At 61.3% G+C, this 13,886-nt stretch carries 9 protein-coding genes and 2 tRNA genes; 2 read left to right on the forward strand and 9 right to left on the reverse strand.

Annotated features, from left to right (window positions below):
* Positions 1-57: 57 nt before the first annotated feature.
* From ACYP2Q_RS25705 to rimO, 3 genes are all read right to left on the reverse strand, one after another.
* Positions 58-768, reverse strand: coding sequence for an rRNA pseudouridine synthase (locus ACYP2Q_RS25705; RefSeq protein WP_459733051.1), 711 nt, complete (start codon positions 766-768; stop codon positions 58-60).
* Positions 769-965: 197 nt separating this feature from the next.
* Positions 966-1,439 carry a GNAT family N-acetyltransferase gene (locus tag ACYP2Q_RS25710; RefSeq protein WP_459733052.1) on the reverse strand — a complete coding sequence of 158 codons (474 nt, stop codon included), beginning with the start codon at positions 1,437-1,439 and terminating at the stop codon, positions 966-968.
* A gap of 112 nt (positions 1,440-1,551) precedes the next feature.
* Positions 1,552-2,889, reverse strand: a complete 1,338-nt coding sequence (gene rimO / locus ACYP2Q_RS25715; RefSeq protein ID WP_339554449.1) for a 30S ribosomal protein S12 methylthiotransferase RimO — start codon at positions 2,887-2,889, stop codon at positions 1,552-1,554.
* Positions 2,890-3,181: 292 nt separating this feature from the next.
* Here rimO and ACYP2Q_RS25720 point away from each other — a divergent pair, with 292 nt between their 5' ends.
* The gene (locus ACYP2Q_RS25720) at positions 3,182-5,083 is read left to right on the forward strand and encodes a potassium transporter Kup (protein ID WP_459733053.1); all 1,902 of its coding nucleotides are present in this window, start codon (positions 3,182-3,184) and stop codon (positions 5,081-5,083) included.
* Between the two features lie 58 nt (positions 5,084-5,141).
* On the opposite strand, the gene ACYP2Q_RS25725 is transcribed toward ACYP2Q_RS25720, so the two are convergent.
* The 4 genes from ACYP2Q_RS25725 to ACYP2Q_RS25740 all read right to left on the reverse strand — a co-directional run bounded on the left by ACYP2Q_RS25725 (position 5,142) and on the right by ACYP2Q_RS25740 (position 9,741).
* Positions 5,142-6,437: a virulence factor family protein gene (locus ACYP2Q_RS25725; RefSeq protein WP_459733054.1), complete on the reverse strand. Its 1,296-nt coding sequence runs from the start codon at positions 6,435-6,437 to the stop codon at positions 5,142-5,144.
* On the reverse strand, positions 6,437-9,079 hold the full coding sequence (mprF, locus tag ACYP2Q_RS25730) for a bifunctional lysylphosphatidylglycerol flippase/synthetase MprF (RefSeq protein ID WP_459733055.1): 2,643 nt from the start codon (positions 9,077-9,079) through the stop codon (positions 6,437-6,439). The genes ACYP2Q_RS25725 and mprF overlap by 1 nt, the downstream gene beginning before the upstream one ends.
* Positions 9,080-9,356: 277 nt before the next feature.
* Positions 9,357-9,433 (reverse strand) — tRNA-Met (locus tag ACYP2Q_RS25735).
* A gap of 231 nt (positions 9,434-9,664) precedes the next feature.
* Positions 9,665-9,741: transfer RNA gene (locus ACYP2Q_RS25740), tRNA-Met, on the reverse strand.
* Positions 9,742-10,038: 297 nt separating this feature from the next.
* Between ACYP2Q_RS25740 and dinB the strand changes: the two genes are divergently transcribed.
* Entirely contained in the window at positions 10,039-11,100 is a 1,062-nt protein-coding gene (gene dinB, locus ACYP2Q_RS25745; protein ID WP_459733056.1) for a DNA polymerase IV, read from the forward strand.
* Positions 11,101-11,187: 87 nt separating this feature from the next.
* On the opposite strand, the gene ACYP2Q_RS25750 is transcribed toward dinB, so the two are convergent.
* Together ACYP2Q_RS25750 and ACYP2Q_RS25755 are read right to left on the reverse strand one after the other, a co-directional pair.
* Entirely contained in the window at positions 11,188-12,144 is a 957-nt protein-coding gene (locus ACYP2Q_RS25750) for a hypothetical protein (protein WP_459733057.1), read from the reverse strand.
* 17 nt (positions 12,145-12,161) lie between these two features.
* Positions 12,162-13,877, reverse strand: a complete 1,716-nt coding sequence (locus ACYP2Q_RS25755; RefSeq protein ID WP_459733058.1) for a proline--tRNA ligase — start codon at positions 13,875-13,877, stop codon at positions 12,162-12,164.
* Between the last annotated feature and the right edge of the window lie 9 nt (positions 13,878-13,886).

Here is a 13,886-nt window from a genome sequence, read left to right on the forward strand (position 1 = left end):
TCAGCAGTGGGCGCCGTACAAGCCGCGGCGCCAGAATGTGTGGCGGCGTGAAGAGCCTTAGAACTTCTCTTTGCCGGACAGGTAGCGCCATTGCCCCAATGGCACCTTGCCGATGGACACGCCGCCGATACGGATGCGACGGATGCCCACGACCTTCAGGCCGACGGCCTGGCAGAACAGGGCGATCACGCCCGGTTGCGGGTTCTTCATGGCGAAGCGCAGGCGGTTTTCGTTCTGCCAGCTGGCCTTGACCGGCGGCAGTTCCTTGCCCTTGTAGGTCAGGCCGTGTTGCAGGCGATTGAGGCCATGCTCAACCATGTCGCCTTCAACCTCGACCACATATTCCTGCTCGATCTTGCTGGAGTCGGCGGTGAGCTTGCGCAGGATCTTCCAGTCCTGGGTGAACACCAGCAAACCGCTGGCATTGGCCTGCAGGTCGGTGCTGGCGGTCAGGCGCTGGAAGTGGCCCTTGAGCGGGCGTTTGCCGTAGCGGTGCTCTTCGCTCAGGGTCTCGGCGCTTATGGTCGCCATGGCGCTCTGCGCGTCCATGCCCGCAGGCACGTTGAGCAGGATGGTCACCGGCTCCGGCGCGGTGGCCTTGGCGTCCTTGTCGAGCTCGACTTTCTGGGTGCCGACCTTGAACTGCGGCTCGTCGACGACTTCACCATCAACGGTGACCCAGCCGCCCTCGATGAACAGCTCAGCCTCCCGACGGGAACAGCCGACGAGTTCGATGAGGCGTTTGGAGAGTCGAATCGGGTCATTCATGACAGGGCCGTAACAAAAAAGGGGTGGGCATTGTACCTGCGTGGCGCCGGTTAAGCCCGGTTCCATTTGTGTCATGCGGCTTTTTGTAGGAGCTGGCTTGCCAGCGATGGAATCAAGAGCGCCGCGTTTATCCTGAAAGTACGCGTTATCGTTAACGACCATCGCCAGCAAGCCGGCTCCTACAGGTGTGTGGTGTGTCAGCCGTTGCGTGTGAGTTGTTGAGCCTGCCGCAAACGCATATGCAACAACGGGTACGGCTGTCCCATGCCATCGACCTCCGACCGGCCGATCACCTCAAACCCCTGCTTGAAGTAAAACCCCAGGGCTTGCGGGTTCTGTTCGTTGACGTCCAGTTCATCGGCGTTGAGGTTTTCCAGGGCATAACGCAGCAACCGTTTGCCAAGGCCCTGTCCGCGATACGCCGGGTCGATGAAGAGCATTTCGATCTTGCCCGCCGCGACACCGGCGAACCCGGTGATTCGCTGCTGCGGGTCTTTGGTGCAGATCAGCATCACCGCGTCGAGGTAGCGATTCAGCACCAGGTTCTTCAACAGTTCGATGTAGCTGTCCGGCAGAAAATCATGGGTGGCGCGGACCGAGGCCTCCCAGACCCGGGTCAATTCCTCGTAGTCGCTTTGTTTCGGTGTGTGAATGACCGAATGTTGGCGCATGCCAGCCTGCCCCTTAAGTTATTGGAGATGAGAATCCGTTCCTCTCCAAACGATAGCCGTAAAAAAGCCCCGCATCTCGTCAAGGGAGCAGGGCTTTTCGTATTTTTTGCGTTTAGATCTGTTCAGCCCACAGGTCGTATTCGTCGGCGTCGGTCACTTTGCACCAGACCTTGTCGCCTGGCTTCAGGTTGCTGCCATTGTCGATGAACACGTTGCCGTCGATTTCCGGGGCATCGAAGAAGCAGCGGCCGACCGCGCCTTGCTCGTCGACTTCATCGACCAGCACTTCGATTTCACGGCCGATGCGCATTTGCAGGCGCGCCGAGCTGATGGCCTGCTGGTGCGCCATGAAGCGCTCCCAACGGTCCTGCTTGACGTCGTCCGGGACGATTTCCAGGTCCAGGTCGTTGGCCGGTGCGCCTTCAACCGGCGAGTACTGGAAGCAGCCGACGCGGTCGAGCTGGGCTTCGGTCAGCCAGTTCAGCAGGTACTGGAAGTCTTCTTCGGTTTCGCCAGGGAAGCCGACGATGAAGGTCGAACGGATGATCAGGTCCGGGCAGATTTCGCGCCAGTTCTTGATTCGCGCCAAGGTCTTGTCTTCGAACGCCGGGCGTTTCATCGACTTGAGCACTTTCGGGCTGGCGTGCTGGAACGGGATGTCCAGGTAAGGCAGGATCTTGCCGGCGGCCATCAGCGGGATCAGCTCGTCGACGTGCGGGTACGGGTAGACGTAGTGCAGGCGCACCCAGACACCGAGGGTGCTCAGGGCTTCGCAGAGTTCGGTCATGCGGGTTTTCACCGGCGCGCCGTTCCAGAAGCCGGTGCGGTATTTCACGTCGACACCGTAGGCGCTGGTGTCCTGGGAGATCACCAGCAGTTCCTTGACGCCGGACTTGACCAGGCGCTGGGCCTCGTCGAGCACGTCACCGACCGGGCGGCTGACCAGCTTGCCGCGCATCGACGGGATGATGCAGAAGCTGCAGCTGTGGTTGCAGCCTTCGGAAATCTTCAGGTAGGCGTAGTGGCGCGGGGTCAGCTTGATCCCTTGTGGCGGCACCAGGTCGATCAGCGGGTTGTGGTCCTGGCGCGGCGGCACGACTTCGTGCACGGCGTTGACCACTTGCTCGTACTGCTGCGGGCCGGTCACGGCCAGCACGCTCGGATGCACGTTGCGGATGTTGCCTTCTTCGACACCCATGCAGCCGGTGACGATGACCTTGCCGTTTTCCTTGATGGCTTCGCCGATCACTTCCAGGGACTCGGCCTTTGCCGAATCGATGAAGCCGCAGGTGTTGACCACCACGACATCGGCGTCCTGATAGGTGGACACCACGTCATAGCCTTCCATGCGCAGCTGGGTCAGGATGCGCTCGGAGTCGACCAGTGCTTTCGGGCAACCCAGTGATACGAAGCCAACCTTTGGATTGGCCGGCGCAGGAGTGGTGGACATGTCTAACCTCGGTGTTTTGTGACGCCGCTTGCCGGGTTGGGCAAAACCGACGGACGGGCGCTTGAACTGCGCCTCTGATCAAAAAGTGCGCAATTCTAGCGATGAGACGTTCACTTGACCAGCTTTATGCAGGGAAATACGACGAGTGCTGCGCTATGCTTCGCGCCGTTGGGCTTTACCGATTTTTTACAGTCAACGAAACGTCTGTAACAGCAAGTAAAACAGCGCATGCTGCATGACAAAGCATAGTGCTTCTTCATAGAAGCCCAGGTCTGGGTAGTAGGAGTGGTGGATGGGTCAGGCAAGTAGTCAGGCTGAGGGTGCCGGTCATTCGGCGGCCAAGCCTATTGGCATGCTGGTCGCGGCGGTCGGGGTGGTTTATGGCGATATCGGCACGAGCCCGTTGTATACCCTCAAGGAAGTCTTCTCGGGAGGGTATGGCGTACCGGTCAACCATGACGGCGTGCTGGGGATTCTGGCACTGATCTTCTGGTCGCTGATCTGGGTGGTTTCGATCAAGTACATGATGTTTGTCCTGCGCGCCGACAACCAGGGTGAAGGCGGGATCATGGCCCTGACCGCGCTGGCCCGTCGGGCGGCGGCAGGGCACGCGAAATTGCGCACGCTGCTGGTGGTCTGCGGACTGATCGGTGCGGCGCTGTTCTACGGCGACAGCATGATCACCCCGGCGATTTCCGTACTGTCGGCCATTGAAGGCCTGGGGCTGGCGTTCGATGGCATCGACCACTGGGTAGTGCCGCTGTCGCTGATCGTGCTGGTGGCGTTGTTCCTGATCCAGCGCCACGGCACCGCGCGCATCGGCATCCTGTTCGGGCCGATCATGGTCACCTGGTTTGTGGTGCTGGGGGCATTGGGTGTCCATGGGATCATCCAGCACCCCGAAGTGTTGCAGGCGATGAACCCGGCATGGGGTGTGCGTTTTTTCGTCGTGCACCCGGGCATGGGCGTGGCGATCCTGGGCGCGGTGGTGCTGGCTCTGACCGGTGCCGAAGCGCTGTATGCCGACATGGGCCACTTCGGCCGCAAGCCGATCGCCCGTGCCTGGTTCATCCTGGTGCTGCCGGCGCTGGTGCTTAATTACTTCGGCCAGGGGGCGCTGCTGCTGGGCGATCCGGAAGCCGCGCGCAACCCGTTCTATCTGCTGGCACCGAGCTGGGCATTGATTCCGCTGGTCGGTCTGTCGACCCTGGCCACCGTGATCGCTTCCCAGGCGGTGATTTCCGGGGCGTTCTCCCTGACCCGCCAGGCGATCCAACTCGGGTACATTCCGCGCATGCACATCCAGCACACTTCCAGTGCCGAACAAGGCCAGATCTACATCGGCGCGGTGAACTGGGCGTTGATGGTCGGCGTGGTGCTCCTGGTGCTGGGTTTCGAATCCTCCGGTGCCCTGGCCTCGGCCTACGGCGTGGCGGTGACCGGGACCATGTTGATGACCAGTATCCTGGTGTCGGCGGTGATACTGCTGCTGTGGAAGTGGCCGCCGGTGCTGGCGGTGCCGGTCCTGCTGGGTTTCCTGCTTGTGGACGGCGTGTACTTCGCCGCCAACGTGCCGAAGATCGTACAAGGCGGGGCGTTCCCGGTGATCGCCGGTCTCGCGCTGTTCGTGTTGATGACCACCTGGAAACGCGGCAAGCAGTTGCTGGTGGAGCGGATCGACGAGGGTGGCCTGCCGCTGGAGATTTTCATCAGCAGTATCGCTGTGCAGCCGCCGCACCGCGTGCAGGGCACGGCGGTGTTCCTCACTGCACGCCCGGACGCCGTGCCCCACGCGCTGTTGCACAACCTGCTGCATAACCAGGTGCTGCATGAGCAGGTGGTGCTGCTGACGGTGGTCTACGAAGACATCCCGCGCGTGCCGGCGAGCCGACGCTTCGAGGTCGAATCCTATGGCGAAGGCTTCTTCCGGGTGATCCTGCATTTCGGATTCACCGACGAGCCGGACGTACCGAAGGCGCTGAAACTGTGTCATCTCGATGAATTGGACTTCAGCCCGATGCGCACCACGTACTTCCTCAGCCGCGAGACGGTCATCGCCTCCAAGCTCGAAGGCATGGCCCGCTGGCGCGAAGGGTTGTTCGCGTTCATGTTGCAGAACGCCAATGGCAATTTGCGTTTCTTCAATTTGCCGTTGAACCGGGTGATTGAGTTGGGGACGCAGGTGGAGATGTAGGCCCAGCAAAAAGCCCCCGTTGCCTTGCGGCAGCGGGGGCTTTTTTGTGCGGCTCAGATCATTCCTGAGCCTCTGTTTCCTGCGCTTGCCGCTTCTCGATCACACCCACCAAGCGCTGTGCCAGGGCTGGGTAGTTTTCGTCGAAGTGGTGGCCGCCGGGCAATTTGATGACTTCGCCCACGGCGCTCTTGTCGGTGCAGCCGCTTTCGTCGACCTCTTCTTCACCGTAGATGCACACCACTTTCGCGGCGGGCAGCTTGGCCATTTCCGGGCCGGTGGCGGCTTCCTTGCCAGCGTTGCCGAGCCAGCCCTCGACTTCGATTTCGAAGCTGCCGGTGCGGGCGAAGGCCAACAGGATAATGGCGTCGACGCGCTGCTGTTCGGACTCTGCCAGGCGGTTGTAGATCGCCGGCAGCACATCGGCACCGAACGAGTAACCGGTCAGGATGAAGCGCTTGGTGCCCCATTTCTGCCGGTAGTGCTGCATCAGTTCGGCGAGGTCCAGTGCGCTTTGCTCGGGGCTCTTGTGCTGCCAGTAGTAGCGCAGGGTGTCGATGCCGACTACGGGATAGCCGATCTTGGCCATTTCGCCCGCCACGTCGCGGTCGAGGTCGCGCCAGCCGCCATCACCCGACAGGAACAGGGTCACCGTATCCTTGGCCTGGCCGGCAGGCACTTCGACCACGGGAATCTGCAAGCCACCGGCGTCCTTGTCGCCACCGACCAGCAATTTGCGCAGTTCGTTGTTCAGCACCTGCGGCAGGTTGATGTCGTAGTCGCTGATGCTGGTTTCGGCGTTGGGCTGGTCGCGCACGAAGCCGGCGCTGGTGTCGTCCGGGTTGTCGTTCCACGCCACCAGCCAGTGGCCATGGCCAGCGCTTTTCGGCAGCAGATGGGTACAGCCGGGTTTTTCCAGGGCCAGGTCCACCGACACGGCCTGGGCCTTGTCGTTTTTCTGCTCGGCCAACCAGCGCCAGGCCAGCACCGCGCCCGGGCCGATACCGCTGACCAGTGTGGCCGGGCCTTTCAGTTCCCGCAGGCCGCTCTGCAGTGCACGGCTTTGCAGCAGGCAGTCCTTGGGCAGGATCACCTGGACAATCTGCGCCGAGCCACTGCGGCTCAAGGTCAGCAATTGTTTGTCGCTGAGTTTCTGGTCTTCGTTGACCGCCACCAGCACCTGGGCCTTTGGCGTGGTGCCTGGGATAACCCGGGTCATCGCCGTGCCATCGGTGGGGGTCAATTGTTCAAGGGTCGGTTCAGGTGCCGGGCGTTTGAGGTACCAGTACCCGCCACCGAGAATCAGGGCCACCACTACCAGGGTGCCCAGTACATAGCGCAGGGAGCGTTGAATCATCAGCGTTTCACCAATCCAGTCAAGCCGCCCGCGATCAGGGCGGCAGTGTCGGCCAAGGCAACCAGCGGATCGAGTCCGGCGGGCACGGCCATATAACGGGGTTCCCAGTCAGGCTGGAACTTGTCTTTGAAGCGGCGCAAGCCTTGGAAGTTGTAGAGCTGCTCACCACGGCGGAATACCATCGAGCCCAGGCGCTGGGTCAGCGGTGCACCGCGCCGGGGTTGCAACCCCGACAACGGCACCATGCCCAGGCTGAAGCGCGCGTATCCGTGACTCTTATAGTGTTGGATCAGGCCGACCATCATGAACTCCATGGTCAGCTTGGGGGCGTCCGGGTGCGCACGCATCAGGTCGAGGCTGGCCAGGTCATGGCCGTAGGTCTCGAGCAGGTTGGCGAACGCCACCGGGCGTCCTTCGAAACGGATCACTGCAATGCGGAAGTGCTTGAGGTAGTCGTCGCTGAAGCGGCCGAGGGAGAAGCCTTTCTCGCGCACGTTCTTGCCGGTCAGCCAGGCATCGGAGATTACCTTGAGCTCATCCATTGGCGCCTGGCCTGGCTCATGGATTTCCAACGACAAACCATCGCGGGTGCCACGGTTCCAGGTGTAGCGCAGGTCCTTCATCTCCTTGCCCTTGGCCTCGAGGTCAAAGCGCACGAGATCGACCCTGGCTTCTTCGCCCAGCTTGATCGCGGTCAGGCCGATGTCCATGTAGTACGGCAGGTTCTCCGCGCGCACCTGATAGAACACGGGGCGGGCGTGATGGATGTCGCACAGGTCGCGGAACTGCCAGATCATTTCCGCCCGTTGCTGGCCCGGACCGATCGGGTCATACAGGGCCACGAGGCTGCGGCCGCGACGGGCGTACATCAGGAACGCCTCGTCGTTGGGGTGGAACAGCAGCGCCTTGTCGCCGGTCAGGGCCAGGCCGCCATCCGGTTGGGCGGACGCCATGAGGATCTTGCTGGCGCGCGCAAGCTCATCGGGTGTCGGCAGGTGAATCACCGGGCGTGCGGTGCGCAGCAACCAGGTCAGGGACACCACCACCAGCAGGACCGCCGCGCCGAGCAGCGAGCGCAAGCCACGGGGGGCATCGGCATCGAGGGTGAACTGCCACCAGAGTTGGTGGCTGTACGGAACGTCCTGGTAAGCGAACAGCAGCAGCCACATCGAGGCGCCGAGTACGCATACGCTGGCCACCAGGTACAGGGGCGAGAACGGCAGTTCGGTCAGGCGGCTGGGGCGATAGAACGAGCGGCGGAAAACTCCCAGCAGGCTCGCCGTCAGCACCATCAGCGTGGCTTCCTCCCAGTCGAACCCTTTGAGCAGGGAGAGCAGGGCGCCGACCAGCAGCAAAATGGTGGTCAGCATCCACGCCGCCGACAGTCGACGACGCAGGCCCTGGGCCAACAACAGGCACAACACGCCGATCAGGCTGGCGCCAAAGTGCGAGGCGTCGACCAGGCGGTGCGGGATCAGGAAGCCGATATGTTCAAGGCGCGTATCGATTTCCGGGGTCGCGCCGGAGAACAACAAGACAACGCCGGACAGAAACACCAGTACCGCCAGGATAGGCGCGGCCAGGCCGGAGGCGGCGCGCAGGGTCTGGCGCGTCTGGAACAGGCGCTGGCCTTCGCTGATCAGCAGGAACAGGCAGGCCACCAGCATCGGCAGCACCACATAGATCAAGCGATAGAGCAGCAGGGCGGCGGCCAGTGGTGCAGCGCCGAGTGTGTCGGAGAAGGCCGCGAGCAGGATCGCTTCGAACACGCCGACCCCGCCCGGTACATGGCTGAGCACGCCGGCGGCCAGGGCCAGCAGGTAAACCAGAAGAAACGCGCCGAACGGCGGCGCTTCCGGCAACAACAGATAGAGCACGGTGGCGGCGGCGGCCACGTCCAGCGCGGTAATGATCAACTGCAGGAAGGTCAGGCGGCGCCCAGGCAAGCGCAAGGTGCGGCGGCCGATCTTGACCAGCAGGTTGTCGGCGTAAGGTTGTTCCGGCAGGCGACGGCGGTAGATGCCGATGGCCAGTACTGTGAACAGCAACAACACAGCCGTCGCCAGGGTGCCCAGCAAGGCTTGCGAAAGCCCCAGGGCGGCGGATGCGTCTGGCAGGTCGCTGAGGGTCGCCAGCGCGGCGAGCGGGGGCAGCGCGCAGCCGAGCGAGAGGCTGGCGAACAGCGTCATGCGCGCGACTTCAGTGGCCCCCAGGCCATGGCGTGCATAAAGGCGGTAGCGAACCGAGCCGCCGGACAGCATTGAAAGACCAATGGCGTTGCCGATGGCAAAAGCGGTGAAACCGCCCAGCGCCAGGGTTCGTGGTGCCAGGCTTACGCCGGCATAGCGGCTGGCCGACCATTCGTAACCCAGCAATATGATGAAACCCGCGACGGTAGCGCCCAGCGCGCCCAGCAGTGCCGGTTGCGGAACCTCGAGGATCGAGTCGTGCAACGCGTCCAGGTCGAGTTCGCTCAACAAGTGACGACAGGCAATCAGCGCGATGGTGAACAACAACAGGGTGACCGCCAGGCCGATGGGTTGGCGGTACTTGCTGATTCGATCAAGCAAGCGCAGGCGTTGCGCCTTGATCGGTTGTGTCGCTGTGACGGTGTCTTGTGGGTCAGACGAGTTGGCGCGCATCAATCACCTCTTGGATTGTGCGCGACAGGATGGGGGTATCCAGCCAAGTTACCAATCCCTGTAGAAAAAAATAATCACAAATATTAACGCCTGGCACCGAGTCCCGGTAACAGTTCGTCGACAGTCGTAGAGGGCTCAGCTTGCGATTGAGCATAGTCGGCACTCAGCGAATCGGTGACCCGGACGGCTCACTGCACAGTGACAGATCATTGTTGCGAAAGGACTTTTTCAACAGATACAAAAAAGGCCACTCTTTCGAGTAGCCTTTTTTGATGTTTGGTTGCGGGAGCCGGATTTGAACCGACGACCTTCGGGTTATGAGCCCGACGAGCTACCAGACTGCTCCATCCCGCGTCTGTGTGGCGGCATTCTATAGAGAATCGCCGGGGTGTCAACCGTTAATCCCCAATTGGGTCAAATAAGTCTGAGAAACTGCAAAACAGGGGGAGGAGGTGAGATAAGTTTCGCAATCACAAGGATTTCTCACGACCGCGCGCTTGAGGTAGGCGCGAGGGTTGGGCAGGCCGACGACAAAACTGACACGCACAAAAAAGGCCACTCTTTCGAGTAGCCTTTTTTGATGTTTGGTTGCGGGAGCCGGATTTGAACCGACGACCTTCGGGTTATGAGCCCGACGAGCTACCAGACTGCTCCATCCCGCGTCTGTGTTGGCAATTCTATAGAAATACGCGGGTGTGTCAACCTGCTATTTTGACAAAACCTGTTCCTGTTCAATCGCTTAGCTGCAAATTTCGGCGCCTGGCAGGCCTGAGAGGCAGGCATGGCAAGGGCTGTGGCTCTATTGGCATGAACTTCTCGATTGAGAAAATAAATTTCTCGGAGTTACCTGTGAGTGAAAAAGAAGCCTGCGGGTACTGGTGCTATATACAGTTGTCAGTGAGATACTGTTTTTCCTACATCGCGTGACGCTATTTCTACATCATGAACACCGCGTTGAAATGACCCAGCGAAAAATCATCCACGTCGATTGTGACTGCTTCTACGCCGCCATCGAGATGCGGGACGACCCGCGCCTGGCTGGAAAACCCCTGGCCGTGGGCGGCTCGGCGGACCGGCGCGGGGTGATTGCCACCTGCAATTATGAAGCCCGGGCCTATGGCGTGCGCTCAGCCATGTCTTCCGGGCATGCATTGAAGCTCTGCCCGGACCTGACGATCGTCAAGCCGCGCATGGAAGCCTATAGAGAAGCGTCCAGGGAAATTCACACGATCTTTCGCGATTACACCGAGCTCATCGAGCCGCTTTCCCTGGATGAGGCCTACCTCGATGTGTCGGACAGTGCGCATTTTGGCGGCAGTGCGACGCGAATTGCCCAGGACATACGCCGGCGCGTCTCCAATCAGTTGCACATCACCGTCTCTGCCGGGGTGGCGCCCAACAAGTTCCTGGCAAAGATTGCCAGCGACTGGAAAAAGCCCAACGGGTTGTTTGTCATTACCCCGGATCAGGTCGAGGCGTTTGTCAGTGGCTTGCCGGTGAGCAAGCTGCACGGGGTCGGTAAAGTCACCGCCGACAGGTTGGGCAAGCTCGGCATCGTCGACTGCTCGCAGCTGCGCGAGTGGAACAAGTTGGCGCTGGTGCGTGAATTCGGCAGTTTTGGCGAGCGACTCTGGAGCTTGGCCCGTGGGATCGATGACCGCCTGGTGCACAACGACAGTCGCCGCCAGTCCATCAGTGTCGAAAATACCTACGACGTCGACTTGCCCGACCTGCGCAGTTGCCTGGACAAGCTGCCGGAACTGCTGGAAACCCTCGCATCGCGCATGTCGCGCATCGACAGCAGTTATCGACCGGGCAAGCCCTTCGTCAAGGTGAAGTTCCACGATTTCACCCAGACCACGCTGGAGCAGGCCGGGGCAGGGCGGGATCTGGGCAGTTATCAGTTATTGCTGACGCAAGCGTTCAACCGGGGTGGCAAACCGGTGCGGTTGCTAGGGGTGGGGGTGAGGCTGGAGGATTTGCGGGGCGGGTTCGAGCAGATGGAGTTGTTTGAGCGTTAAACGTCAAAAGATCGCAGCCTGCGGCAGCTCAGGGAAATGTGAACCCCTGTAGGAGTTGCCGAAGGCTGCGATCTTTTAACAGGCGTCTCAGTTCGGACGGGGATCTGCCGCCACCAGTCGCCCGGCATCCTTGGTCAGGGACTTGAGGAATTCAGTCTGCAACTCCGGATCGTTGCGGGTCAGCTCGATCAGGCTTTGTTCCAGCTCGGTGGCTTCTTCTTCCAGGCCCAACTCCGACAGGCGCTTGACCCGGTGTACCCACTGGCTCACTTCGTCGTCTTCAAGATCGTCGTAAATCAACCCGTGGGCTTCGAGCAACTTGCCGCGCAAGGTGCTGCTGACGGCCAGCGACGAATCGCTGTGCACATCGTCCTTGGCGTCCTGGACGTTGATCTGCAGCTTGCTCAGGTGATTGAGGTCATGTTCGGCGAACGGACTGTCCAACAGGTTCAAGCGCAATACGCCGTTCTTGTCGGTGCTCATCTCGAAGGTTTCCTTGCCGGCCTTGACCTCGACCGGACGCTCGCTCCAGGGCAGGCTCGAGTACTCCGTGCGCTTGTCGAGCTGGACTTCGTCGATGCCGGCCAGGTTCTGCTGGGCGCGTCCATGGGACTGCACGTTCATGAACGGGTTGAGCCCGGCGAAGCCGTAGCTGAACCAGTCCTTGGTCATGCTGTCTGGCAGATTGCCCAGGGCGAACACGTTGGCCACATTGGCGCCGACACCGGCCACCACGGCGACCGCGCCCAGCGGGATCTCGTAGACCTCCCGCCAGGGTTGGTACGGCGTGTAGCGATCGTAATGGCGGGTGACTTCGAACTCGGTGACTTCGAAAGTCTTCTGCTCGTGGATTTTCACCCGGCGTTGCGGCAGCTCAAGCACCTTGGGCTCGCCAACATCGATCTGCAGGCTGTGATCGAGCAGTTTGCGCTCGACACGTTCCTCGTGCTCGCTGCGTTGTGACATGTGATTGGCACAGCCGCTGACCAGCAGGGTGCCGCACAGGGCGGCACCACCGAGGCCTAAGGTGTTTCGCTTGAACATGACGTCTCTATCTGGTTTCAGCGGCGGATACGGGCCTGAAGGAAAGGCAATACGTCGGCGACCGGCAGCGCTTGAGGCTCGGCCTCGGTACGGCTCTTGTATTCCAGGTTGCCTTCGGCAAGGCCGCGGTCGCTGACCACGATCCGGTGAGGAATGCCGATCAGCTCCATGTCCGCGAACTTGATGCCCGGGCTGGTTTTCTTGTCGCGGTCGTCCAGCAGCACTTCGAAGCCGGCGGCAGTCAATTCTGCATACAGCTTGTCGGTGGCTTCGCGAACCAGTTCGGTTTCGTAGCGCAGTGGCACCAGGGCGACCTGGAAAGGCGCCAGGGTGTCGCTCCAGATGATGCCTTTATCGTCGTTGTTCTGCTCGATGGCAGCCGCCACCACGCGGGACACGCCGATGCCGTAGCAGCCCATTTCCAGGGTGACCGGCTTGCCGTTCTCGCCCAGCACTTCGCACTTCATCGCCTTGCTGTACTTGTTGCCCAGCTGGAAGATGTGCCCGACTTCGATGCCGCGCTTGATTTCCAGGGTGCCCTTGCCGTCCGGGCTTGGGTCGCCGCTGACCACGTTGCGCAGGTCGGCCACGGTCGGTACTGGCAGGTCGCGTTCCCAGTTCACGCCGAAGTAGTGCTTGTCGTCGATGTTGGCACCGATGCCGAAGTCGCTCATCAGCTCGACGGAACGGTCGATGATGATTGGCAGCGGCAGGTTCAGCGGGCCCAGGGAGCCGGCGCCGGCGCCAATGGCGTCACGCAGTTCGGCGTCGCTGGCCATGACCAGCGGGCTGGCCACGCCTGGCTGGTTCGCCGCCTTGATTTCATTGAGCTCGTGGTCGCCACGGATGATCAGGGCAATCAGCTTGCCTTCTTCCTCGGCACGCACGATCAGGGTCTTGATGGTCTTCTCGATCGGCAGGTTGAAGCCTTCGACCAGTTGCGCGATGGTCTTGGCGTTCGGAGTGTCGACCAGGCGCAGTTCTTCGGTAGGCGCCGCGCGCAAGGTTTCCCGTGGCACAGCTTCGGCCTTCTCGATGTTCGCCGCGTAGTCGGAACCGTTGCTGAAAACGATATCGTCTTCGCCGGACTCGGCCAGTACGTGGAACTCGTGGGAACCGGCGCCGCCGATGGAGCCGTTGTCGGCTTCTACAGGGCGGAACTTCAGGCCCAGGCGGGTGAACACGTTGCAGTACGCCTGGTGCATGCGGTCGTAGGTGACCTGCAGCGAAGGCTGGTCAGCGTGGAACGAGTAGGCGTCTTTCATGATGAATTCGCGGCCGCGCATCAAACCGAAGCGTGGACGGATCTCATCACGGAATTTGGTCTGGATCTGATACAGGTTGATCGGCAGCTGCTTGTAGCTGCTCAACTCGTTGCGCATCAGGTCGGTGATGACTTCTTCGTGGGTCGGGCCGGCGCAAAAGTCGCGACCGTGACGATCCTTGAAGCGCAGCAATTCAGGGCCGTACTCTTCCCAGCGCCCGGATTCCTGCCACAGCTCAGCCGGTTGAGTGCTCGGCATCAACACTTCGAGCGAGCCGGCGGCGTTCATTTCTTCGCGAACGACGGCTTCGACCTTGCGCATCACTCGCAAGCCCATCGGCAGCCAGGTGTACAGGCCCGAGGCGAGTTTGCGGATCATGCCGGCGCGCAGCATCAGCTGGTGGCTGATCACGACCGCGTCGGAAGGCGTTTCTTTCTGTGTGGCGAGCAAAAATTGACTGGTGCGCATGGTTGGCCG

The organism is Pseudomonas sp. MHK4 (assembly GCF_054600775.1).